23 protein-coding genes are annotated in these 22,949 nt (G+C 49.9%); 11 read left to right on the forward strand and 12 right to left on the reverse strand.

What is annotated here, in order from left to right:
* Window positions 1–59 precede the first annotated feature (59 nt).
* The 5 genes from CLV60_RS26825 to CLV60_RS26845 all read right to left on the reverse strand — a co-directional run bounded on the left by CLV60_RS26825 (window position 60) and on the right by CLV60_RS26845 (window position 3,513).
* Window positions 60–1,475 carry a CCA tRNA nucleotidyltransferase gene (locus CLV60_RS26825; RefSeq protein ID WP_106598478.1) on the reverse strand — a complete coding sequence of 472 codons (1,416 nt, stop codon included), beginning with the start codon at window positions 1,473–1,475 and terminating at the stop codon, window positions 60–62.
* Between the two features lie 45 nt (window positions 1,476–1,520).
* Window positions 1,521–1,886 (reverse strand): helix-turn-helix domain-containing protein, encoded by a 366-nt coding sequence (locus CLV60_RS26830; protein WP_106598479.1) that lies wholly within the window; start codon window positions 1,884–1,886, stop codon window positions 1,521–1,523.
* 2 nt (window positions 1,887–1,888) lie between these two features.
* Window positions 1,889–2,185: a type II toxin-antitoxin system HigB family toxin gene (locus CLV60_RS26835; RefSeq protein ID WP_106598480.1), complete on the reverse strand. Its 297-nt coding sequence runs from the start codon at window positions 2,183–2,185 to the stop codon at window positions 1,889–1,891.
* A gap of 96 nt (window positions 2,186–2,281) precedes the next feature.
* Entirely contained in the window at window positions 2,282–2,653 is a 372-nt protein-coding gene (locus tag CLV60_RS26840; protein WP_106598481.1) for a globin domain-containing protein, read from the reverse strand.
* An 86-nt stretch (window positions 2,654–2,739) separates the two neighbouring features.
* Window positions 2,740–3,513, reverse strand: coding sequence for an AMP nucleosidase (locus tag CLV60_RS26845; RefSeq protein ID WP_106598482.1), 774 nt, complete (start codon window positions 3,511–3,513; stop codon window positions 2,740–2,742).
* 51 nt (window positions 3,514–3,564) lie between these two features.
* On the opposite strand from CLV60_RS26845, the gene CLV60_RS26850 reads away from it, so the two are divergent.
* On the forward strand, window positions 3,565–4,014 hold the full coding sequence (locus tag CLV60_RS26850; RefSeq protein ID WP_106598483.1) for a type I restriction enzyme HsdR N-terminal domain-containing protein: 450 nt from the start codon (window positions 3,565–3,567) through the stop codon (window positions 4,012–4,014).
* A gap of 94 nt (window positions 4,015–4,108) precedes the next feature.
* Here the strand turns inward: CLV60_RS26850 and CLV60_RS26855 are convergent, their stop codons facing one another.
* Together CLV60_RS26855 and CLV60_RS26860 are read right to left on the reverse strand one after the other, a co-directional pair.
* Window positions 4,109–4,717 (reverse strand): YceI family protein, encoded by a 609-nt coding sequence (locus CLV60_RS26855; RefSeq protein WP_106598484.1) that lies wholly within the window; start codon window positions 4,715–4,717, stop codon window positions 4,109–4,111.
* A 52-nt stretch (window positions 4,718–4,769) separates the two neighbouring features.
* On the reverse strand, window positions 4,770–5,234 hold the full coding sequence (locus CLV60_RS26860) for a MarR family winged helix-turn-helix transcriptional regulator (RefSeq protein WP_106598485.1): 465 nt from the start codon (window positions 5,232–5,234) through the stop codon (window positions 4,770–4,772).
* A gap of 329 nt (window positions 5,235–5,563) precedes the next feature.
* Between CLV60_RS26860 and CLV60_RS26865 the strand changes: the two genes are divergently transcribed.
* The 3 genes from CLV60_RS26865 to CLV60_RS26875 are packed head-to-tail and all read left to right on the forward strand — an operon-like array spanning window position 5,564 to window position 8,749.
* Window positions 5,564–6,139, forward strand: a complete 576-nt coding sequence (locus CLV60_RS26865; protein ID WP_106598486.1) for a Maf family nucleotide pyrophosphatase — start codon at window positions 5,564–5,566, stop codon at window positions 6,137–6,139.
* A 9-nt stretch (window positions 6,140–6,148) separates the two neighbouring features.
* Window positions 6,149–7,678, forward strand: a complete 1,530-nt coding sequence (locus CLV60_RS26870) for an alpha-amylase family glycosyl hydrolase (RefSeq protein ID WP_106598487.1) — start codon at window positions 6,149–6,151, stop codon at window positions 7,676–7,678.
* A 60-nt stretch (window positions 7,679–7,738) separates the two neighbouring features.
* Window positions 7,739–8,749: an SMP-30/gluconolactonase/LRE family protein gene (locus CLV60_RS26875; protein WP_374755658.1), complete on the forward strand. Its 1,011-nt coding sequence runs from the start codon at window positions 7,739–7,741 to the stop codon at window positions 8,747–8,749.
* Here CLV60_RS26875 and CLV60_RS26880 read toward each other — a convergent pair whose 3' ends face one another.
* On the reverse strand, window positions 8,750–9,304 hold the full coding sequence (locus CLV60_RS26880; protein WP_229211146.1) for a hypothetical protein: 555 nt from the start codon (window positions 9,302–9,304) through the stop codon (window positions 8,750–8,752). It lies immediately after the preceding gene.
* 228 nt (window positions 9,305–9,532) lie between these two features.
* Here CLV60_RS26880 and CLV60_RS26885 point away from each other — a divergent pair, with 228 nt between their 5' ends.
* Window positions 9,533–10,036 (forward strand): GtrA family protein, encoded by a 504-nt coding sequence (locus CLV60_RS26885; protein ID WP_106598489.1) that lies wholly within the window; start codon window positions 9,533–9,535, stop codon window positions 10,034–10,036.
* Window positions 10,037–10,039: 3 nt separating this feature from the next.
* On the opposite strand, the gene CLV60_RS26890 is transcribed toward CLV60_RS26885, so the two are convergent.
* The 4 genes from CLV60_RS26890 to CLV60_RS26905 all read right to left on the reverse strand — a co-directional run bounded on the left by CLV60_RS26890 (window position 10,040) and on the right by CLV60_RS26905 (window position 13,623).
* Window positions 10,040–11,221, reverse strand: coding sequence for a thiolase family protein (locus tag CLV60_RS26890; RefSeq protein WP_106598490.1), 1,182 nt, complete (start codon window positions 11,219–11,221; stop codon window positions 10,040–10,042).
* Window positions 11,222–11,374: 153 nt separating this feature from the next.
* Window positions 11,375–11,626 carry a DUF6814 family protein gene (locus CLV60_RS26895; RefSeq protein WP_106598491.1) on the reverse strand — a complete coding sequence of 84 codons (252 nt, stop codon included), beginning with the start codon at window positions 11,624–11,626 and terminating at the stop codon, window positions 11,375–11,377.
* A gap of 42 nt (window positions 11,627–11,668) precedes the next feature.
* On the reverse strand, window positions 11,669–13,204 hold the full coding sequence (locus CLV60_RS26900; protein WP_106598492.1) for an MFS transporter: 1,536 nt from the start codon (window positions 13,202–13,204) through the stop codon (window positions 11,669–11,671).
* Window positions 13,205–13,335: 131 nt separating this feature from the next.
* Entirely contained in the window at window positions 13,336–13,623 is a 288-nt protein-coding gene (locus CLV60_RS26905; RefSeq protein ID WP_106598493.1) for a hypothetical protein, read from the reverse strand.
* A 290-nt stretch (window positions 13,624–13,913) separates the two neighbouring features.
* On the opposite strand from CLV60_RS26905, the gene CLV60_RS26910 reads away from it, so the two are divergent.
* From CLV60_RS26910 to CLV60_RS26935, 6 genes are all read left to right on the forward strand, one after another.
* Window positions 13,914–14,651 carry a carbohydrate-binding family 9-like protein gene (locus tag CLV60_RS26910; protein ID WP_106598494.1) on the forward strand — a complete coding sequence of 246 codons (738 nt, stop codon included), beginning with the start codon at window positions 13,914–13,916 and terminating at the stop codon, window positions 14,649–14,651.
* Between the two features lie 35 nt (window positions 14,652–14,686).
* The gene (locus tag CLV60_RS26915; protein ID WP_229211147.1) at window positions 14,687–15,790 is read left to right on the forward strand and encodes a lactonase family protein; all 1,104 of its coding nucleotides are present in this window, start codon (window positions 14,687–14,689) and stop codon (window positions 15,788–15,790) included.
* Between the two features lie 301 nt (window positions 15,791–16,091).
* Window positions 16,092–16,634 (forward strand): RNA polymerase sigma factor, encoded by a 543-nt coding sequence (locus CLV60_RS26920; RefSeq protein ID WP_106598495.1) that lies wholly within the window; start codon window positions 16,092–16,094, stop codon window positions 16,632–16,634.
* A 69-nt stretch (window positions 16,635–16,703) separates the two neighbouring features.
* On the forward strand, window positions 16,704–17,738 hold the full coding sequence (locus CLV60_RS26925; protein ID WP_106598496.1) for a FecR domain-containing protein: 1,035 nt from the start codon (window positions 16,704–16,706) through the stop codon (window positions 17,736–17,738).
* A gap of 156 nt (window positions 17,739–17,894) precedes the next feature.
* On the forward strand, window positions 17,895–21,278 hold the full coding sequence (locus tag CLV60_RS26930) for a SusC/RagA family TonB-linked outer membrane protein (protein WP_106598497.1): 3,384 nt from the start codon (window positions 17,895–17,897) through the stop codon (window positions 21,276–21,278).
* Between the two features lie 27 nt (window positions 21,279–21,305).
* Window positions 21,306–22,883, forward strand: a complete 1,578-nt coding sequence (locus CLV60_RS26935; protein WP_106598498.1) for a SusD/RagB family nutrient-binding outer membrane lipoprotein — start codon at window positions 21,306–21,308, stop codon at window positions 22,881–22,883.
* Window positions 22,884–22,949 lie beyond the last annotated feature (66 nt).

Genomic DNA, 22,949 nt, shown 5'->3' on the forward strand with positions numbered 1-22,949 from the left:
AGTTCGCAAAAATATCAATTATGCGCTGGCATTGGCCTGGTTAGCATAAAAAATGTGCCTTACACGCGGGTGAGACCCATTTTTTCGCCCTCCGCGATCATGAACGCGAAGGCAGGTTCATACTCATTCGGCACAATACCTTCCAGAATCGCCTCGCGTACCGCCTCCTTGATAACCCCCACCTCCTTCGCAGGCTTCAATCCGAATGCCTCCATGATCATTTCGCCGGTAATCACCGGCTGGAAATTGCGGAGCTTGTCGCGCTCTTCGAGGTCTTTGAGCTTTTGCTCCACCAGGTCGAAATTGCTGATGAAACGCCGCACCTTTTCCGGGTTTTTAGAAGTGATATCCGCCCGACAAAGGTTCATCAGCGCCTCGATGTCCTCGCCTGCTTCTACCAGCAAACGCCGCATCGCCGAATCGGTAATCTCGTCTTTGGAAAGCACGATAGGGCGCAAGTGCAACCTGACCAGCTTTTTCACAAACCGCATTTTCTCGTTCAGCGGCAGTTTCATGCGGCGAAAAATCACAGGCACCATCCGAGCACCCAATTCTTCGTGGTTGTGGAACGACCAGCCGTGGCGCTTGTCAAACTTCTTGGTAGCCGGCTTGGCAATATCGTGCAGGATAGCCGCCCAGCGTAGCCAGAGATCGTCGGACACCTGGCAGACGTTGTCAAGCACCTGTAACGTATGGTAAAAGTTATCCTTATGACCTTTGCCTTCGATATGCTCCACGCCCTGCAATTCCACCAGTTCGGGGAAAATAATGGCTAGCAATCCTGCATGATAGAGCAGCTTGAAGCCATAGGAAGGTGTTTTAGAAAGAATAATCTTATTCAGTTCATCGGAAATCCGCTCCATCGACACAATGTTGATGCGGTCTTTCATTTTGACGATCGCATCGAACGTATCGGGCTCGATATCGAAGTTGAGCTGGCTCGCAAACCGGATCGCGCGCATCATGCGCAAAGGGTCGTCGGAAAATGTGATTTCGGGGTCGAGCGGGGTACGGATGATCTTCTTGCGAAGGTCGCTCATACCTTCGAATGGATCGACCAGCTCGCCGAATGTGCCTGCATTAAGGCTGATCCCCATGGCATTGATCGTAAAATCTCGGCGGTTCTGGTCGTCGGCTAGCGTGCCGTCTTCCACCGCTGGTTTACGGGATTCGGAGCGGTAGGATTCCTTTCGGGCACCTACAAATTCTATTTCGAGATCGCCCTGACGGATTTGAGCAGTGCCAAAATTTTTAAAAACACTCACAAAAACATCCGGCCCAAGCCTGTTGGCTACCATTTCGGCGAGCTCAATGCCGCTACCGATGGAAACAATGTCGATATCCTTGCTATTCCTTTTGAGTATCAGGTCCCTGACGAACCCACCGATTATATATGCCTCCACCCCCAGCTCCTTCGCGGCGCCGGCAACTTTTTCCAGAACGGGGTATGGTGTCAACTGCTCTTTGAAATTCATGCGGCAAAGGTAGGGAATTCTTGCTCGACATGAAGCGCGCTGCGATTACTGTGCCAATTGATAATCGCGAATAAGCGTATTCACAGACAAATTGAGACGCTCCGAAAGGTTTCTAATCATTTCAAGACTCAGCTTTCTTTTTCTGCCGAGCACCTCCGAAACTCTGCTTTTGCTCCCAATCACATCAATCAAATCCACCTGCCTAAGCTGCATTTGTTCCATTCTGATCTTAATCGCATCAATCGGGTCCGGCGACTCTATCGGATAATGCTCATCTTCATATGCTCCGACCAATAGCGCAAGCACGTCACATTCATCGCCTTCTGGCGTACCTGCGGGCGCACTGAAAACCTCTCCCAATCGCTTCAATGCTACCTTATACTCTTCCTCTGTCTTGATCAGTTTCAGCATAGTTAAATTGAATTAGCGTCTATTTTGTCATACTCCTTGTGTGAACCGATAAAGCGGATATAGACCATCTGCCTCTCAAAATCGAAATGAGCTACAAGTCTGAACGAATTACCCCGGATGTTAAAGACGATCCGCCCGTTCTTTAAAATACTTGCGGTAGCATATTGCCTCTTCACATCCGCCGGTGATTTCCAGTTCGCTGCGAGCACATCCTCGTACCAAACTTTCAGATGCTGCTCAACCTCGGGATGCCGTTCCCAAAAATCGCGAAGCGTTCCTTTCACAAAGATTCTTTTCATCTCGATTCAGTTTACAAATATACAATGTTCCCAAATATGGAACACCATTTATACGAAAGAATCTTGAAAAGGTAACGCGTTGTAGAATAGACTTTTTTAGCTATTCACCATAAAAAACGCCGTCCGGGGAAACCTATCGAACAACTCGTTTTTCAACTCTTCGGGTAATGAGAGCGACTCGACAGCGCTGGCCATGCATTGCAGCCAGGCGACGGCGTCGTCTTCGGTGATGGTGTGAGGCATGTGGCGGGCACGCATCATGGGGTGGCCGTAGACTTCCGAATAGAGTTGTGGCCCGCCCAGAAATTGGGTCAGGAAAAGACGCTGCTTTTCCTTGATGAGGTCTTTATCGGTTTTGAAAAGCCGGGAAATGAGCTCGTGCTCGAAAACCTGGTCGTAAAATTTATCGGTGAGCTGCCGGAGCGCCGCGTCACCGCCAATGCGCTCGTATAAGGTCTGATGTTCCATAAAAATAACCGGCGGAAAACTGCTGGCCGCCGGAGACTAAACCTCCGGGGAGCCCCAACAGGTTCCCGCCGGGATTATGACAGTTGTCAGTTCTCGAAACGCAAATGCTTCACCGACTCGCCCGAGCGCGCAAGTTCCGTCAATGCTTCGATACCGATATCCAGGTGCTGCTTGACATAGCTCGAAGTCACTTTTTTGTCGCTTTCCTCGGTTTTTACACCTTCGGGTACAAGCGGATTATCCGATACGAGCAGCAATGCGCCGTGCGGAATGGAATTCGCGAAACCTACAATGAATATGGTTGCGGTTTCCATGTCGATAGCCATGGCGCGAACCGCCTGCAGATACTCCTTGAAACTGGCGTCATGTTCCCAAATGCGACGGTTGGTAGTATATACGGTGCCGGTCCAGTAATCGAGTTTGTGCTTTTTGATAGCGGCCGAGACGGTACTTTGCAACCGGAATGACGGCAATGCAGGGATTTCGGGCGGCATATAATCGTCGCTGGTACCTTCGCCACGGATAGCGGCAATCGGCAGGATCAAGTCCCCTACCTGCGTTTTCTTCAATCCGCCGCATTTACCTAAAAACAACACGGCCTTCGGATTAATGGCTGACAGCAAGTCCATTACGGTTGCCGCCATTGGGCTCCCCATCCCGAAATTAATGATGGTGATGTCCTTCGCAGTAGCGGTTTGCATGGCGCGGCCGGCGCCCTTTACTTCCACCCCGAACTTCTCGGCAAACATGGTTACATAGTTTCCGAAGTTGGTCAGGAGAATGTAGCTACCAAACTCCTCCACAGGCGTACCGGTATAGCGCGGCAGCCAGTTTTCGACGATCTGTTCTTTGGTGGTCATGAATTCAGCAGGTTTGTTGGCGAGGCAAGCCGGGGTTCATTATCTTCGTTCATGGAATCATTGAACCTTCCCGGCTTTGCTCACAAAGTTAAGCAGGTTAACGGGAAACCGCATATTTTCGACATTATCCGCAGGAAATTCGTTACCCTCACGCCCGAGGAATGGGTGCGCCAGCATTTCATCCATTTGCTTATTACGCACTATGGCTATCCCAAATCGTTGTTCGCGGTAGAGACTGGCTTACAATACAATACGCTCGCCAAACGAACCGACATCATGGTGCTTTCCAACAATGCGCTGCCGTTTCTGCTCGTCGAATGCAAAGCACCGTTCGTGAAGGTAACCGATGCCACATTCGCGCAGATCAGCCGCTACAATTTCACATTACAGCCTCAATACCTGGCAGTTACCAATGGCATGGCGCACTATTGCTTCCAGGCTGTGAACGGACAGATCCACTTCATGGACGACTTCCCGAAATACCGCGATTTCAACCCCTGATCACAAAAAAAACCTGCCCAAACTGGACAGGTTCTTTTAACATTCAGGTCATACAAATGCAGACGGCTGATACCAGGCAACCGCCTGCGGGTAATTATTTTGCAGCAACCAATTTCACGTCGATAGAGAAATCGTCGTTGATCATTTTGTCGCCCAGGTTATCGAAGAATGACTTCGAGTTGTATTTGATGTCGTATTTCGAACGGTCAACAACCAGTTTACCGGTAGCTTCTGCACCAGCAGCAGTAGTTTTCACAGTTACAGGGAAAGTAACAGGTTTGGTAATGCCTTTGATAGTCAGGTCACCAGTCACATCGTAAACGCCGGTTGCTTTTGGAGTAGCTTTGGTCACTACGAAAGTAGCAGTCGGGTGTTTTTCAACGCCGAAGAAATCGTCTGATTTCAAGTGGCCGATCAGTTTGCCGTTGTATTCTTTGTCGGTAAGGTCAGTACAAGTAATGCTGTTCAGGTCGGCAACGAATTTACCGCCGGTCAGTTTAGCGCCATCCAAAACGATTGTTCCTTCTTTCAAAGTGATTTTACCTGTGTGCTCGCCGGTAACTTTTTTACCCAACCAGGTCAGTTCGCTTTTAGCAGGATTCACTTTCAGGTTAGTTGCTTTTTTACCATTGTCTGCTGACACAGAAGAAGATACAAACAATGCTACTGCAAGAGATGCGACAAAAAATTTAACTGATTTCATTGTAGTTTTGATTAAAAATTAAATTGATTTATTGATTTGTGTTAATTGTGTTTCAAGCTTGATTTTCATTTTCCCGAAGCTTGTCGAGCAATGCACTGATCTGCTCGGCCTCTTCTTCGGAAATGATATTGAACCGGTTTTCCCAATCCTCGATAAACGGATCGAGCACTTTCAGCAACGCTAAACCCTCCTCGGTAATCACGACATCCACAGCGCGGCGATCGCTTTCACAGGAGCTCCGCTTTGCCAGGTTCTTTGCCAGCAGCTTGTCAACGAGCCGGGATGTATTGGAACTCTTGTCGAGCATGCGCTCGGTAATGTCGCTCACCTTGATCGGGTTGCCCTGCTGTCCCCTCAGAATCCTTAGCACATTGTATTGCTGCGGCGTAATGTCGTATTCCTTGAAAGACTCAAGCTGCTTATATTCGAGCCACTTGGTGGTATACATCAAGTTTAGTGCCAACTTTTGGAAGGGGCTCCGAAATTTTTTCTGCTTAATATCAGTTTCAATAGACATAGCTAATCGCGTTAAATGCAATAATGATGTATATACATTTAATGTAGAAACATCTATTAGTGCGAGAATAGTTCAGTCAAGGGAAAAATATTTTAAAAATTTTTAGAAAATACATTTAAGTAATTGACTATCAATACAAAAAAAAACAACATCATTAAACCACACTTGACAACACCTGACTACACTTGACAACTCCCAACCAAACTTAACAGCACTGAACTACTCCTGACCACACTTGACAACACCTGACCATTTCCTGACAACACCTGACTACTCTTGACAACACTGACAACCTCTAACAACACCTGACTTCCCGACGACCACTTAACATGATCACACTAAGCAAATCGCTGATCCTCGCCTCCAACTCCCCCAGAAGAAAACAATTACTCCACGACGCAGGCTTCGCATTCACCGTCGAAGTGCTCCCAACCAATGAAAGTTATCCGGCAGACCTCCCTGCGGAAGAAGTAGCAGGCTACATTTCTCGCGAGAAAGCCGAGCAGTTTCGTGGCATCCGCCCCGATTCACTCGTCCTCACTGCCGACACCGTGGTGATCGCCGACCATCACATTTTGGGCAAGCCGGCAGACGCCGCCGACGCATTCCGGATGATCAAAATCCTCTCAGGAAGAAGCCATAAGGTCGTGACGGCGGTGAGTTTGCTTTCGGACGACATCATCGAAACCACATCCGACGTGGCAGAAGTTTACTTCCGCGACTTGGAAGATTGGGAAATCAACCATTATATTGAGCAATACAAACCCTTCGACAAGGCCGGCTCCTATGGCATCCAGGAATGGATCGGGATGGTCGGAATAGAGAAAATCGAAGGGTCGTACTACACAATCATGGGCCTGCCGGTCCAGGTTGTTTACCGGTTGTTGAAACCGCATTTTCAATAATACCACGCTATGTTCGCAGAGAAGTCAGCCAGTATCCCGAAAGTTTGTTATGAGATATTCGTCCGTTCTTTCTGCGACTCGAATGGCGACGGCATCGGCGACTTGAACGGTATTATTTCCAAACTGGGTTACCTGGCCGAACTGGGCATCGAGGCGATCTGGCTCACGCCCATTCATCCTTCGCCGAGCTACCATAAATACGACGTCACCGATTACTACGCCATCGAGCCCGAATATGGGACAATGGCCGACTTCAAGCGCCTGCTCGCGGGTGCGCACGAGCGTGGGATCGCCATTTACCTCGACCTGATCATCAACCACACCAGCACCCTGCATCCGTGGTTTAGAGAGGCGCGTAAAAGTAAGGATAATCCATACCGGCAGTTTTACTGGTGGATGACCCAAGACCAGATCGATCACCTGGGCATTTCCGAGCGGGAGACTTCCGATGATTCGCAGATTGTTTACCCATGGCATGAGAATCCCGGCGACGACGAGAAGTATTATGGCCTGTTTTACAAAGGCATGCCCGATCTCAACTTCCACTCGGAGGCATTGCGGGAAGAAATCGCCAAAATTGTCAGGTTCTGGCTGAAAGACGTTGGGGTCGACGGATTCCGGCTCGACGCAGCCCGGCACATTTACCCGGAATGGGATACGGAGCAGAGCGTCACTTTCTGGGAGTTTTTTTCCAAAATCGTCGGTGAGGCTAAGCCAAGTGCATTTACCGTGGGCGAAGTATGGGCTGATACCGAAGAAGTAGCACCCTATTTCCGCAATTTGAATGCTACCTTCCACTTCGATCTCAGTTTCGCATTGCAACGCATGCTCATAGCCGGCCGCGACGAGCAGATTGTCGACAAGTTGCAGGCCAGCTTCAAACTATTCCAGCAGTATAATCCCTTGTTCGTGAATGCGATCATGCTCACGAATCACGACCAGGAGCGGATCGGCAGCGTTGTGGAAGGCAATATTGAAAAGATCAAACTCGCGGCCAGTATTTTGCTCACGCTTCCGGGCCAGCCGTACCTGTATTATGGTGAAGAAATCGGAATGCTGGGCAAGAAACCCGATCAGTTTATCCGCGAGCCATTCCTCTGGACCGCCGATCCCGCCGATCCCCAACTTACCAGCTGGATCGAGCCGAAGTTTACTACCCTCAAAACAGTGGCGCCCCTTTCGGAACAAGCAGGCGACCCTACATCTGTTTTCAATCATTATAAAAACCTCATACACCTGCGCAGGACCGAACCCGCGCTAGAACAAATCCTGGCCCCTCGTCTCCAAACCGTGCCACTTGGCAGCGACCAGTTGCTAGGCTATTGCCTCCCCCACGAAAGCCGCTCGCTCATGATCATGCATAATCTTGGAGACACGGAGATGACATTTCAAATGCCGGAAGATCAATCACCGTTTACCGAAGTACTGTTTTCCACTGATCCATTGCACAAAACCGGGTTGACCGCAAACCGGTTATCGCCCCATTCGAGCGTCGTACTTGCTCCCGCACGCAACGCGCAACGTGCCGCGAAGCAGTAGGTAAGCCCCATATCGGTTCTTTATTGCTAAATCGATGTCGGTACTGCTAATGCATTCCCTATGAAATCCGGTATTATTTCTACCTGTCTGATCGTCCTTCTGACCTGTACTGCTATGGCGCAAAAGTCGTACCCTACCATGGGCAAGATTGTTTATGAAGATCCCGCATTTGAAAAACTGCTGTCCAAAGACGCAAAAATTGAAGTCCTGGCGTCAGGATTCGATTGGTCGGAAGGGCCGGTTTGGGTGAAAGAGGGCGGCTACCTGCTGTTTTCGGACGTACCTAAAAACAAAGTTTATAAGTGGGATGAAAAAGAAGGGCTTTCGGTGTTTCTGGAACCGTCGGGCTACACCGGCCGGGGCGTTTACAGCGATGAACCGGGAAGCAACGGACTCATTATCGACCACAAAGGCCGCCTCGTTTCCTGCGAGCACGGCGACCGCCGCATTTCCGCGATGCCGCTCAACGTGGGTGGAAAAATCACGCTGGCCGATAACTTCGAGGGTAAGCGTTTCAATAGCCCAAACGACGTGGTGCAACACAGCAACGGCGATTACTACTTCACGGATCCGCCGTACGGCCTGATGAAAAAACACGAAGATCCGACACGTGAGATCGCGCAATTCGGCGTGTACCGCATTCATAAGGATGGTAAAGTGACCATGCAGGTCAGCGACCTCAGCCGTCCGAACGGCCTGGCATTCTCGCCGGACGGCAAGACATTGTATGTAGCGCAATCCGACCCGGAAAAGTCGATCTGGATGGCTTATCCGCTCGATGCGAACGGCAATGCGGGCAAGGGAAAACTCATTTACGACGCTACACCCATGGGCAAACGCGGCATGGCAGGCCTGCCCGACGGTCTCAAAGTCGACAAAGACGGTAACCTGTGGTCGTCGGGGCCTGGCGGAATGCTCATTATCAGCCCTGCCGGAAAGCTGCTTGGCCGGATCGAAATGGGTGAACTCACCTCCAACTGCGCGTGGGGCAACGATGGCACTACCTTATACATGACCGTCGACGGTTACGTTTGCCGCATCAAAACCAATACAAAGGGCGCGGGCTGGTAATCAGTTTTTCTTCCGATACTCGCGAAGCGTATTGTCGACGTCGCGTTTTACATTCGCCCAGTCCGATTTGCCGTTGCGGTAAATGTTGGTGTAAGCCTTGTAAAGCGTCAGCCGGTCGTCACTGATCTTGTCGAGCTCCATCGCCATGACCTGTCGCGACGACGACTTTGCATTCTTGTACTCATTGAGCAGGTTATTGTACCGGTTTTCGAGGTTGTCCAACTCATACAAAACCACTTCCGCCAGTTTGTCCATATCGGTGTACTGATTGAGCAATTGCTGGTTATACCCGGCATTCCCGCCAGCAGGCGTGGACACGCTCCCCGCCGCGCTGCTGCCATCCACTACCCGGTCGTAGTCCTTCCGGTAAGTTCCGTCGGTGGTCTCTGAACCTTTGCCGCCATCCGGAGCACGCGAAGAACGGTCGCTCGACGATGTCGAAGACGACGATGAAATGCCGTGGCGTTGGTCGTAGCGCCGCTGCAATGCGGCTGAGCAAGAGAAGGCCAGTGCGGCAAATGCTGCCATTACAGACCATATGTAAAGTTTTTTCACCGATAATCCTGTTAGAAGTTATGCCTCAGACCGATGCCGAGACGGGGATTAAAGTAAAGGAATTTGGGAATAAATTCAAGGTGCGTACCGCGGTCTGCAAAAAATAGGCGGCTTGCACCGGCTTACCCATTTACTCAAAATCGAAGGCCCTGTTTTGTTTCCAGACCATTTTCTTTCTAATATTGGGGCCTCATTCAGGTTCGCCGTTCCAAACAAACTAACACACCAGTGACCCAAATCAAGCAGAACAAGATCTTCAATCCCAAAGATATCATTGCCTATTTTCTTGTCGCGGGTACCGGTGCATTGATCCAGTTAGTTTCCAGCAGTCTTATCCAGGACTGGTTCAATATCTCCTGGAGTGATTCTATTGTTCCTTCCTATATCATCGGTTTTTTCTGGGGTTTCACGCTCACCAAACTGTTCGCATTCGATGCGCGCCGCAGTAATCAGACGCGCCGCGAGATGGTGAAGTTTCTGATGGTTTCGATGGTTTCGCTTTTCATCACCTGGGCATTCACCATCGGCTCCTCAAAATTCCTCATCGACTACCTGGGCATGGAGGTGTACAAAGTGAAGTTCTCCTTCGCCAAAAAAGAGGTGAATGTGACCGAAATGGTATGCTACGTAATCGGGATGGGTTTCAGCTTTGTGAGCAATTACATTTTGCACAAAACCTTCACTTTCAAAAGCACCGGCTTTTACAATCGCCTGAAAGTCCTGATCCGCTGATCGTTACAACCTTTCCACGATCATAGCAGAGGCCCCTCCACCGCCGTTACAAATGGCAGCGAGGCCATATTTGCCATTATTTTTCTTCAAAACGGAGAGTAATGTGGTGATAATGCGCGCACCCGACGCACCCAGCGGATGCCCGAGCGATACCGCTCCTCCGAATACATTTACCTTGTCAATATCGATTTGCAGCGCCTGAATATAGGCCAATGCAACCACGGCAAATGCCTCATTCACTTCGAAATAATCGATATCCGAAATTTTCAGGCCTGCCTTTTTCAATACTTTCTCGGTTGCCAGCACAGGCGTGGTTGTAAACCAGGCCGGCTCCTGTTCCGCGTCGGCATAGGCCACGATGCGGGCAATAGGTTTGAGATTGCGCGTATTCACTGCGCTGCTTCCGGCCAGTACCAATGCAGCTCCGCCGTCATTGATCGTCGAAGCATTGGCGGCGGTTACTGTGCCGTCTTTGGAAAATACCGGCTTTAATGCGGGGATCTTATCGAATTTGACGCGTTTGTACTCTTCATCTTCGCCGACTACGGTCGTTTCTCCTTTCGCAGAAGTAATTTCAACCGGCACGATTTCACCGGCAAACGACCCATTCGCCGTCGCCTCCGCCGAGCGCTGGTACGACCGGATCGCGAATGCATCCTGTGCTTCTCGTGAAATGTTGTATTTCAATGCAGTTTTATCGCCGCAAACGCCCATGCCAATCTGGTCGTAGACGTCCGTCAGCCCATCTTTCAGGAGCCCATCGATAATTTCGCCGTGACCGTAACCATAGCCATTCCGGCCTTTGGGTAAATAATAAGGGATTTGAGACATATTTTCCATTCCTCCGGCTACTATAATCTCCGCATCGCCCAGCTGAATGGCCTGCGCACCGAGTGCAGTTGCCTTCATACCGGAAGCACAAACCTTGTTGACCGTCGTGCAAATCACCGAGACCGGTAGGCCTGCATAAATAGCAGCCTGCCGCGCAGGCGCTTGCCCGAGATTGGCCGAAACCACATTTCCCATTAGTACCTCATCGACCGAAGTTGGCTCGATACCCGATTTCAATAATGCGCCCTGAATGGCAGTAGCCCCCAGTTTCGCTGCGTGGATACTCGAAAGGCTTCCGCCAAAGCTACCAATTGGAGTGCGGGATGCGGAAAGTATGAAAACGTCAGTTTGCATGATGAATATTTACCGGGTCGCCGGCGCGATGGGTGAATGGTCAGTTGTGGTCAAGTATAGTCATTAGTTGTCCGGTATGGAAATAATTGTCAAAACATCTACCAACAATCTTGACTATTCCTGACAAAACCTGACTATTCACCCAATCGTTCATTACAACTCCTCCGAACTCTCCGGCAAATGATCGTACTCGCCTTTCCAGGCATAGTAGCCGAAGATCACCAGCCCGGTGCAGATGGGAATGAAAATCAGGATAATAATCGCCCATTGCAGGGTCGTGTTGGTGCGGGCGATGCCTTCGGTGGCGGCGGCAATTTTATCGGCTGCCTGTATGAAGAGGAATAGGATGATAACCGGACCCAATGCGATCCAGAGCAAACCTAGTATTTTCTTTAAACCACTCATTTTCTATTGGTTATTTAAATGTCAAATGCTTTTTTTCAAAACTCAATCCATTACATTCTCGTCGCGCCGGTTGTCGATGTAAACGGCTCCTATGATAAATGACAATGCGGCTATACCAATGGGGTACCAAAGTCCGGAAAGCGGCGTAGAACCCTGGAACGAGGCGATCAACGTGGCGATGAATGGTACCAGCCCCCCGAAAACACCGTTCCCGATGTGGTAAGGCAACGACATCGAAGTGTACCGGATCTGCGTCGGGAACAGCTCCACGAGGAATGCCGCAATGGGGCCATACACCATCGTTACGAGCACCACCTGGAAGAATACCAGCAAGATGATGACGACATAAGAACTCTGCGATAAGGTTACGTCCTTAATCACCGTCTCCACGGCGGGCACCTCGGCCAATACGTCTTCCGTGATCACCTCCACCTTTGATTCCTTGAAAGTCATGCCGTTCGTCAATGTCTTGGTGACGGTAGTCGTGATCAGGGAATCGGCCTTATCCGGCACCAGCCCGCGTTCCACAACCGGCTCCGATTGGCTCAGGAGCATGGTTTTCTCCATTTCCTTCACATTCGTGGCATCGAGGAAGTACTGGTAAATGGGCCGGTAGCAAATCACGCCAAGCAGCATCCCGACCAGCATGATCCATTTACGACCTACCTTATCACTCCACGAACCGAAAATCACAAAAAACGGTGTTGCGAAAACGATTGCCCACAGCAGAATGTACCGCGATTCGTTGAAATCGAGCTTGCAGGTATTTTCCAGAAAAGACTGCGCATAAAACTGCCCCGTGTACCAAACAACGCCCTGGCCCATGGTCGCTCCAAATAATGCGACAAGCACCATCTTGAAATTCGCTTTCTTCTGAAAACTTTCTTTCAAAGGGTTAGCGGAGACTTTTCCTTCGGCTTTGAGTTTGGAGAAAACAGGCGACTCATGCATTTTCATCCGGATGTAAATCGATACCACCACGAGCAGGATCGAAACCAGGAATGGAATACGCCATCCCCAGTCGGCGAAGTTTTTGGCTCCCAGGATGTTTTTGGTGAGAACGATCACGCCCAGGGAGAGGAATAGCCCCAATGTAGCGGTCGTCTGGATCCAGCTGGTAAAAAAGCCACGCCTGCCTACGGGCGCATGCTCGGCTACGTACGTAGCCGCGCCACCGTACTCGCCCCCGAGCGCGAGCCCCTGCACGAGACGGAGGATCAGCACAAGGACAGGAGCGGCATAACCGATGCTGGAATAGGAAGGAATAAGGCCAATGAGAAACGTGGAACCGCCCATCAGTACCAGTGTCAGGAGGAACGTGTATTTACGTCCAATTAAGTCGCCCAGGCGACCGAACACTAATGCGCCAAAGGGGCGTACAATAAATCCTGCGGCGAAGATCGCCAGCGTGTTGATCAGTGCCGAGGCGCCGGCGTCGCTTGGAAAGAGCTGCTGGCCGATGATGACCGCCAGGCTCCCGAAAATGTAGAAGTCATACCACTCAATTAAAGTACCTAATGAAGAAGCAGCGATTACCTGTGTAATGCTTTGGGTAACATTGGATTCGGTTGAACGCATGGGTTTAGGAAAGGTGAGGAATTAAACAATTTAGGTGAATAAGGCACAACCTTCATTTCAATACTCATAACCCATGCATAAAAAAGCCCCTGGAAATGATCCAGAGGCAGGTCTTAATTCTCAAACGATTATCAGAAATCGTCGTCGTCATCATCGAAGTCGTCCAGTCTTCTAAGGAGTTCGTCGCCGTCCTCGATAACTACTTCGCGATCTTCTATATCTTCATCATACTCGTCGATGACTTTTTCATCGTCGGTATCTTCGTCAAAGTCCTCGTCTTCGTCGTCATCATCTCCATAAGGATCTTGCGCTACCGGACGGGTTTGTTTTGTGCTCCCTTGGTAGTCAGGGAAAACAGCTGGTTCTAAAATTGCCTCGCTGACGTCAGCAAAGGCCAGTTCTCCACTTTCGCGTATCATGACAGTGTTCTGTTAAATGGTTTCAATTTTTAAACGTACGACCTAAATTATTAAAATATTCCGCTACCCTATCTTCTTTCCTGTCGAAAGATTTCATCAATAATTGACACTACAAAAATAATGATTTGGTAAAATGTAAAAACCTCTTGAAATTGCCAGAGAGAAAAAAAATCGTCGCCTGTTGCGCCGGAATGCCTGCATAGCCGGATAATTATCGGCCCATCTGACTGCAAATGAACACACTTGACCATACCTGAACCAGTTTTCCCAATCCTAACCCTTTTTATTGAATGTTGAAAAAAATTGTTCTCATGGGACTGCTCGCGTGCGGCCTCATGTACCGGGGACACGCTGCCAGCCCCGTTCCCGACTCTTCCCTGACGGTTAAGAAAACCACCGACTTCAAAGTAAACGGCGAAGGCACCGCCCCTAACTGGGCCAACGCGCAGTGGTTTAACCTCACCGTACAGAAAGGCCCCAACCAGCCCACACCCGGCAAGCAGTTCCCTACCCGCGTCAAAATCCTTTACTCCGACAAGGGCATGTATTTCCTCTTCGATTGCACGGACCAGAAACTAACTTCCACCATTATGGAGGACTTCGGCGCATTGTTCAAAGAGGATGTCGTAGAGGTCTTTCTCTGGCCCGATACCTCGGTACCCATTTACCTTGAATACGAAGTTTCACCGCTAAACTACGAGCTGGCTATCCTCGTCCCGAACATCAAAGGCCGCGCACAAGGCTGGAAACCCTGGCATTACAACGAGCGCAACCGCGTGCAGCACGAAACCAGCGCACAGGGCGGGCAGAAGAAGAGCATGGCGGCCGTAGAAGGCTGGAAAGCCGAATTTTTCATCCCTTTCGCATTAATGAACCCTATTGCCAATGCAGCGCCCAAGCCGGGCGATAAATGGCGCGGCAATTTCTACCGCATCGACTACGACAGCGAAACGGCCTATTATTCCTGGCAAAAAACCGGCGGCAGCTTCCACGAATTCAACAAGTTCGGCACGTTAGTGTTTGAATAACAACATTATAATCTATCTCAATCTTTTCCTGAATCATGAAACGAACCATTCTTTCATTCATCCTTTTATTGTCGGCTATGACAGCTTTTGCGCAGAAACCCAAAAAGGAAATACTCTACCTCGGTACCTATACGCAGAAGGGCGAGGGCATTTATGTGTATGAATTCGACCGCAGCGACTATTCGTTCAAGGAGTTGCAGGTACTGACGAGCAAGACCAGCCCTTCGTTCCTCGAATTTCACCCCAACAAAAAGTACCTCTACGCTGCCAATGAAGGCAATAGCACCGTTTCGGCTTATGCAATCGACCAAACCACCGGCAAACTCACCGCACTGAACACGCAACCCGCGCAAGGTCGCGGTCCGTGCCACGTCAGCGTTGATCCAAAGGGCCGTTTCATTTATTTATCAAACTACGGAAGCGGCGATCTGGCCGTGTACAAACTGAACCAGGACGGCAGCATCGGCGCATTGGCCGACACCATTCAGGACAAAGGCCGTCCGGATCAGAAGCCCCATATGCACTCGATTACCCCTTCGGCCGACGGCAAATACATTTATGCCTCCGACCTGGGCATCGATAAGATCATGGTATATGCTGTTGATCCGAAAACCGGCAAGCTCACGCCAGGCTCGGTTCCTTATGCGGAAGTGAAAGCCGGCGACGGCCCACGCCATTTCGCGATCCATCCCAACGGTAACTTCGGTTATTCAGCCTGCGAGCTGGCTTCGGTGGTGAATTCTTTCAAGATCGTGAAGGGAACCGGCGCATTGGTGCCATTCGAGCGCGTGACGATGCTGCCTTCGGATTTTACAGGCAAAAGCTATGCTGCGGATATCCATTTCTCGCCCGACGGCAAGTTTCTCTACGCATCCAACCGCGGCCATGAAAGCCTCGCTATTTATGCCGTAGACGCCAAAACGGGCAAGCTGACAGTCGCCGGCCATGCGGATACGCACGGCAAGCACCCGCGAAACTTCCTGATCGACGCGAAGGGTGAATTCGCGATCGTGACCAACCGCGACAACGATAATGCGGTATTCTTCAAACGCGACGCCGCAACGGGCCAATTGACTTATACCGGGAAAGAGATCAGCGCGCCTACGCCCGTATGCGTGAAGCAACTGTTCCTCAACTAGTTCCCTATCCTATATCGCCTCTTTGAGAAATGGGCGCCAGTGGCTGAAAAAACAATATTGAATAAATTTTTCAGCGATTGGCGCTTATTTTCTATCAACTTTTTTAATTTTAGAATTCCTAATGCTATTCTTCGTTATTATTTAAAATACACCAAAGAAAATATTACTATTTTGATGTCTGGCACAAAAATTGACTTGTACAGATTCTAAATAAGCTAATATCAGCCGATCACCCCGGACGCCCCGACAAGGTCATTGAATAAAGTTTTGGAATTACCTGATACCCAATTTAGCCACAGTTATGATGAACGGCCAGGATGATTTGCTTCTTATTTCCCTGATCAAGCAAGGAGATAACCGGGCGCTGGATTGCCTCTTCCGGAAATACTATTACTCACTATGCCGTTTTGCCACTTACCTCAACAACCGTAAGGACCTCGCAGAAGAAATCGTAGCCGATGTTTTTTTCAGGATCTGGGAAAAACGCGACAGCCTGACCGTCGAAAAGAACGTCCGCTCCTACCTCTTCACCGCTACCCGGCACACCTGCATCAATTACATGAAGCAGGAAAAACACATCATGGAAGAGCTCAGCGACGACATCATCGAAGAAACGCCCGGTCCGGACGACGAACTGATGTATCACGAGCTCGAAACCCGCATTACCGACCTCATTAATTATCTCCCGCAAAAAAGAAAGGCGATCTTCCAACTCAACCGCTTCGAGGGATTCACCTACAACGAAATCGCCGAAATCCTCTCCCTTTCCACCAAAACAGTAGAAAACCAAATGGGTAAGGCTATTAAACAGCTGAAACTTCTGCAAAAAACTTATCAGATTTAAAAAAAATTCTGGAAGGATGGGGGTATGCCCATTTTTTCTTTGTCCTAACATTAGAAAGCTCTGAATTTGATGTCCGATCACACACCATGGCCCCTTATCGCCAAGTATCTAGCTGGCGAATGCAGCCCGGAAGAAAAACTGGCTATGGAATGGTGGCTTGAAGAATACGATAACATGCTGTTGTTCCGGCAGATAGAGGCGGCATGGAAGCAGGAAAAGGAGCCGGAAAACGATCCGGTGTTCAACCCGGACAGCGGGCTTTCGAAGCTGCACGCGAAGATGGCAGAGCAGCAAAACTGGCCCGAAGAAGAGATTCAGGAGCGACCGCGGTATTTCAAGCTCAGTTCCTGGATGGCCGCAGCAGCGATTTTGGTAGCAACGGGCTTTGGATACTTTTGGGTGAACCGGCAGCATGAAGGCCACAATACGGCCCGTGTTGCGATGGAAACCAAAACAAGCGGTTCCAAGGAAGTTGTGAGCGTCGAGCTGTCCGACGGGACGCAGGTATGGCTCAACAAAAACAGTAAACTCGAATACCCGAAAACATTTGACGGGGACGAAAGGCAGGTTTATCTGCAGGGAGAAGCGTTTTTCGAAGTGGTACCCAATCCCGAGAAACCGTTTATCGTGAAGAGCGACAAGCTATCGACCCGGGTTTTGGGAACGTCGTTCGATGTAAAAGCCTATAATGGGGACGAGACTGCATCGGTGTCGGTTGCGACCGGGAAAGTGGAGGTCAGCAAGGAAATCGAGGAAGGCGAGCCAGTCCGGATTACGCAACTGACGCCCGAGCAGGAACTCGTGATTAATACAGAAAAAGATGAAACGTATATTAATATCGTTAGCGTCGCAAACATTGCACCGTGGCATCTGGGCCAGCTTATTTTCAGGGACAATACTTACGACGAAGTGATGCAGGCATTACAGGATCGCTTCGGGAAAAAGATTGTATTTAAAAGCAGCATTGGCAAATGTCGTGTAATGGCCAGTTTCAATTCCAATGCATCGTTGAATGATGTGCTAAAATTGCTGAGTATGTCCAATTCTTTTGATTATGTGATCGGTAAAGACGTTGTTACCATCACAGGAGGTACATGCCACTAGGCGCCCCCGTTCCATCCTACTTTTGAGCATCCCTAACAGAATCCTTGCAGCCGCGCACGCCGTTGCACGCGAGGTGTTTTGACTATGAATTATTATGAAGTTGAAATAATAATTGAATCCCTCAAATCCATTTAACCTCAATCTACTCAAAACAGTATGCAAAAAAAGTTACCCGACACCCACCTGAACACAGGAACGGCGCTCAGGCGAGGCTTGGCCTTGATGATGGCATGTTTGATGTTCGTACAACCGCTCTTTGCTTCTGCCTCGCGATCCATTCAGGGCATCGAAGAAGTAAAAATTTCGCTCGATCTGAAAGATGTGACACTTCAAAGCGCCTTCATTGCGATCGAGAAAAAGAGTGATTTCAAGTTTATCACCAGCATCGAACGTATCGATAAGAAACGGAAGATTTCGATCCACGCCGAGAAAAAGCCCGTAAAGGAAGTACTTGAAACCATTCTGAACGGTACCGGGCTGGGTTACACTCAGGTTGAGAATAATATCGTGATCAGCACCAAACAGGAGAAGGCCACCAGCCAGGTGATCCAACCTGCGGCCGCTGTGAATCTGGCCAAGGAAATTAAGGGAACTGTAAAAGACAATGCAGGCGCCGGCATTCCCGGAACGAATATCCTTGTGAAAGGTACCACTCAGGGCACCACAACGGGTGCCGACGGCACGTACTCGATTAACGTACCTGACGAAAACGCCGTGCTGGTGTTTTCATCGATCGGCTATGTATCGCAGGAAATCGCTGTGGGCAGCAAAACGACGATCGACGTAACATTGGCGGAAGACGTGAAACAACTCGGCGAAGTGGTGGTAACTGCATTGGGTATCGAGCGTAACGCGAAGACGCTCACGTACGCGACCCAGCAGATCGACGGCAAAAAACTCACGGACGTGCGGGATGCAAACTTTGTGAACACGCTCTCCGGAAAAGTAGCTGGTGCGGTGATTACGCAGGGGTCGTCAGGCCCGGGTTCGGCAACGCGCGTGGTACTTCGTGGTAACCGTTCTATTGCCGGTAACAACAATGCCCTGTTCGTAGTAGATGGCGTCCCTATCGACAATACCGCACGCGGCCAGGTGACGAGCGATTTCGGAGGTATCAACGGCAGCGATGGTGCAGCCAACATTAACCCGGACGACATCGAGTCTATGAACATCCTGAAAGGCGCCGCAGCTTCGGCGTTGTATGGAAGCCGTGCGGCTAACGGGGTGATCATGATCACTACTAAAAAAGGAAAAGCGGGTAAGGTAACGGCCGATATCAATTCCGGTGTTGTGGTCGAATCTCCGTTCCTGCTTCCCAAGCTTCAAAATACCTACGGACAAGGAAGCGGCGGCAAGGAAAGTACCAATTCGAGCCAGAGCTGGGGACCTGCGATGCAGACGTTTCCCGATAATATCAAGGATTTCTATCGCAAGGCGGTTTCGACCAATAACTCTATCGGCGTTTCAGCTGGCTCCGAAAAGATTCAGACCTATTTGTCTTATACCAACAACTATAACCAAGGTATCCTGCCGAACAACAAGCTCATGCGGCATACCTTTAACCTTCGCCTGAATACGCAGATTACCAAGCGCCTCTCAGCCGATGCTAAAATCACCTACATCAACTCTGACATTCAGAACAAACCTCGTTCAGGTGAAGAGAGCTCTGTAACCATGAACTTGTACAAAGTCCCGCGCAGCGTGGATTTGAACCAATACAAAACTTTCGAGGACGCCGCAGGCAAGCCTACCTACTGGGCAAGTTCCGGCATTTACATGAACCCTTACTGGACCATCAACCGAACCTTTGATTCAGAAAAACGTAACCGTGTGATTTCATTGGGTTCGGTCAAATATGAACTGACCGACTGGCTGAACGTACAAGGCCGTATCAGCTATGACTGGTATGCCGATCGCGTGAATCGTGGCTTCTACAACAACACATTGCTTTTCGCAGGATCGGGTGGTTCGTATGCCGACTGGACAGCTGAAACTACCGAACGCAACATGGACGTGATCGTTTCGGGTAATAACAATCTGGGCAAAGACCTGCATTTGACCTACAACTTCGGTGCTGGTCAGACTTATCAGAAATACTCCCAGATAGGCGGAACAACAACGGGGCTTACCGTTCCAAACTTCTTCGACTTGTCGTTTGCTGCTGCATTGACCCAGGTAACGGCATTCAGTCAGAAAGAACTACAATATGTATTCGGAACAGCGTCATTGTCTTATCGCGACTTCATTACCATCGACGGTTCTGTTCGCAACGACTGGTCTTCGACATTGCCTAAGCCCTATTCTTACGCCTACTTCTCGTTCGGTGGTAATGTAATACTTTCGGAAGCATTGAAATTGCCGGAGGTGATCAGCTTCGCGAAACTGCGCGGATCGTGGGCACAGGTGGGTAACGATACTGACCCATACCGTTTGCTGCAAACCTACACATTCACACAAGGTGGTAACGGCGGAGGTTTCATCAACCGTAACACGACACGTCCGGCTGCGAACCTGAAACCGGAGATTTCGTCTTCGACAGAATTAGGTCTTGATTTGCGCCTGTTCTCCGGAAAACTGGGATTGGATTTTACTTATTACAATACCAACACCGTGAACCAGTTGCTTACCCTGCCGCAAGCAACACCAACCGGCTTCCAAAACCAGTTTATTAATGCGGGTAAGATCAACAACAAAGGTTTTGAGATCTCCTTGACGGCTTCTCCATTGAAAGGCAAGGCATTGACCTGGGATGCGACGCTGAACTTCGCACGCAACGTAAACAAGATTGTGCAGCTTCACGAGACTATCAAAACAGCCAACCTGGGCGGAAATACCCGTACCACCACGGCCATTGTGCGTGAAGGCGGCTCCTATGGCGACTTGCAGGCATTCGGCTGGAAAAAAGATGCAAGCGGCAACTACGTCGTGAATGCAAAAGGGCTTCCGGTAGCTACCGCATTCGATAATATCGTGGGTAACTTCAACCCTAAATTCACCATTGGCCTTAACAACTCTTTCTCTTACAAAAACTTTGTATTCAGCTTCCTGGTGGATGGCCGTGTGGGTGGTGTAATGACTTCCGGAACAGATGGTAACCTGGCATACGACGGTACTGCGGATTATACCGAAGCACACCGTCAGGGTGGATGGGTATTGCCAGCGGTAACCGAAACCGGCGAGCAGAACAATGTGGCAATCGACGCACAAACTTTCTGGCAAACTGTTTCGCAAGGCCGGTATACCTGGGGTGAGTTCTTTACGTACTCTACTACCAACTTCCGCCTGAGAGAGGCTACACTCGGCTACAACATCCCAACCCCTCCGGGCATGTTCATCAAGTCACTGCGCCTGTCGCTTACCGCTCGCAACCTGTTCTTTATCTATCGCGGTTATGCCAAAATGGATATTCCTGGCCTTGCAAAACGTAAACTTCCATTCGATCCGGATGTAAACCTGGGTGCAGGTAACTTCCAGGGATCAGAATACGGAGCCCTCCCTTCAACACGTACTGTTGGTTTGAATTTGAAAGTTGGATTCTAATTAAACAGCCTCTTAAAATACTGTAACATGAAATTAGCATTGAATAAATATATCAGAGCAACCACATTGGGCGTACTCACCGGCTCAGCGATGGTCGTGGCGGGCTGTACGGGTGATTTCGACGAACTGAATACCAGCCGCACGGCGCTCACCGCCATCACCGATGCGGAAATTCCCTATCTGTTCTCCCGGGCGCAGCAGCAGTCTTCTTACTCCGCAGGCACCTACCAGACGGCTCAGAACCTGTTCGCAGACTTGTATGCGCAATATTTCGCAACGACGACACCGAACTTCCAATCGGACCGCTACTTCATGCACCCGACCTGGATCGACAACCACTGGAATCCGGTTTATACCCAGGTGGTACCACAGCTGCAAATCCTGTTCGAAAAACTCGATAAATCCACGTCTCAATATGCATTGGCTAATATCTGGTGGGTGTTTTCATTCCACAGGGTAACCGACTATTATGGGCCTATCCCCTATTCGGAAGCTGGCAAGGACGCGACGCCGATCAAATATGATTCGCAGGAAGAGATCTACAACGACTTTTTCAAACGTCTGACCGAGGCAACTGCATTGCTCAAAGGCAAAACAACCGACAAACCATACGGTACCTACGATATCGTCTATGGCGGCGATGTGAATAAATGGATCAAATTTGCGAACACGCTGCGCCTGCGCCTGGCACTTCGCATCTCGAAAGTGAATCCTGCCAAAGCTAAAACAGAAGCCGAAGCGGCGATTGCAGGAGGCCTGCTAACCGACGTTGCGGACAACGCATACATGGCGAAAAGCTTGCTCGGCGGCGATAACAACGGTCTCGCGACTATCTCCGGATGGGGCGAGTTCCGGATGAGCGCGGCTATGGAATCGGTACTGAAAGGTTATGACGACCCTCGCATCGGCATTTACTTCCAGCCGGCATTCCTTACCAAAACCTACGAAGGTATACGTAATGGACTGGGCCCTACGGAACTAGCCGTTGCTGCGAATAGCAATGACAACAATTCCAATATCGGCGAGCGCTGGATCCGCAACACAGGCGGCGGCTCGGCCTGGGATCGCCAGTTGGCTGTAAAGCAAGATGTAATGCATACTGCCGAGGCCTATTTTCTCCTAGCGGAAGCCGCATTGAATGGCTGGAATGTGGGCAGCGGAACCGCGCAGTCGTTTTATGAAAAAGGTATTCAGGCCTCGATGGAAGGCTGGGGCATTACCGGAGCGGCTGTTACTACTTATATTAACAGTACAAAAACACCCGTGGCTCCCGGCGACCAGCAACAATCCGCCGCGCTTTCCAACATTCCGGTAAAATGGGGAGCAACGGAAGCTATCCAGAGAGAGCAGGTCGCTACGCAGAAATGGCTGGCCCTGTATCCTGACGGCATCGAAGCATGGTCGGAATTCCGCCGCACAAGACTGCCGAAACTCTATCCGGTGGTAAACTCGGTCAACACCGACGTTCCTACCACAGCGGTAGTAAGGCGTATCCCATTCCTGTTACAGGAGAAACAAAACAACGGAGCGGCAGTAGAGGCAGCGACTAAATTGCTCGGCGGCCCCGACAACGCAGCGACACCGCTCTGGTGGGACAAAAACTAGCAATTCTGATGGAAAACAAGTGCCTTCCGGAACATTTTTAACGGAAGGCACTTTCAAAAACCCCTC

Origin of the sequence: Dyadobacter jiangsuensis (genome assembly GCF_003014695.1) — a bacterium.
Taxonomy (GTDB): Bacteria; Bacteroidota; Bacteroidia; order Cytophagales; family Spirosomataceae; genus Dyadobacter; species Dyadobacter jiangsuensis.

Coding starts and splice junctions, on each gene's coding strand:
- CLV60_RS26915 (WP_229211147.1), top strand. CDS start 14,687: ATGAAACGAACCATTCTTTCATTCATCCTTTTATTGTCGGCTATGACA.
- CLV60_RS26935 (WP_106598498.1), top strand. CDS start 21,306: ATGAAATTAGCATTGAATAAATATATCAGAGCAACCACATTGGGCGTA.
- CLV60_RS26830 (WP_106598479.1), bottom strand. CDS start 1,886: ATGCTGAAACTGATCAAGACAGAGGAAGAGTATAAGGTAGCATTGAAG.
- CLV60_RS26910 (WP_106598494.1), top strand. CDS start 13,914: ATGTTGAAAAAAATTGTTCTCATGGGACTGCTCGCGTGCGGCCTCATG.
- CLV60_RS26930 (WP_106598497.1), top strand. CDS start 17,895: ATGCAAAAAAAGTTACCCGACACCCACCTGAACACAGGAACGGCGCTC.
- CLV60_RS26890 (WP_106598490.1), bottom strand. CDS start 11,221: ATGCAAACTGACGTTTTCATACTTTCCGCATCCCGCACTCCAATTGGT.
- CLV60_RS26825 (WP_106598478.1), bottom strand. CDS start 1,475: ATGAATTTCAAAGAGCAGTTGACACCATACCCCGTTCTGGAAAAAGTT.
- CLV60_RS26860 (WP_106598485.1), bottom strand. CDS start 5,234: ATGTCTATTGAAACTGATATTAAGCAGAAAAAATTTCGGAGCCCCTTC.
- CLV60_RS26900 (WP_106598492.1), bottom strand. CDS start 13,204: ATGCGTTCAACCGAATCCAATGTTACCCAAAGCATTACACAGGTAATC.
- CLV60_RS26905 (WP_106598493.1), bottom strand. CDS start 13,623: ATGATACGCGAAAGTGGAGAACTGGCCTTTGCTGACGTCAGCGAGGCA.
- CLV60_RS26870 (WP_106598487.1), top strand. CDS start 6,149: ATGTTCGCAGAGAAGTCAGCCAGTATCCCGAAAGTTTGTTATGAGATA.
- CLV60_RS26850 (WP_106598483.1), top strand. CDS start 3,565: ATGGAATCATTGAACCTTCCCGGCTTTGCTCACAAAGTTAAGCAGGTT.
- CLV60_RS26835 (WP_106598480.1), bottom strand. CDS start 2,185: ATGAAAAGAATCTTTGTGAAAGGAACGCTTCGCGATTTTTGGGAACGG.
- CLV60_RS26875 (WP_374755658.1), top strand. CDS start 7,739: ATGAAATCCGGTATTATTTCTACCTGTCTGATCGTCCTTCTGACCTGT.
- CLV60_RS26925 (WP_106598496.1), top strand. CDS start 16,704: ATGTCCGATCACACACCATGGCCCCTTATCGCCAAGTATCTAGCTGGC.
- CLV60_RS26840 (WP_106598481.1), bottom strand. CDS start 2,653: ATGGAACATCAGACCTTATACGAGCGCATTGGCGGTGACGCGGCGCTC.
- CLV60_RS26855 (WP_106598484.1), bottom strand. CDS start 4,717: ATGAAATCAGTTAAATTTTTTGTCGCATCTCTTGCAGTAGCATTGTTT.
- CLV60_RS26895 (WP_106598491.1), bottom strand. CDS start 11,626: ATGAGTGGTTTAAAGAAAATACTAGGTTTGCTCTGGATCGCATTGGGT.
- CLV60_RS26845 (WP_106598482.1), bottom strand. CDS start 3,513: ATGACCACCAAAGAACAGATCGTCGAAAACTGGCTGCCGCGCTATACC.
- CLV60_RS26865 (WP_106598486.1), top strand. CDS start 5,564: ATGATCACACTAAGCAAATCGCTGATCCTCGCCTCCAACTCCCCCAGA.
- CLV60_RS26920 (WP_106598495.1), top strand. CDS start 16,092: ATGATGAACGGCCAGGATGATTTGCTTCTTATTTCCCTGATCAAGCAA.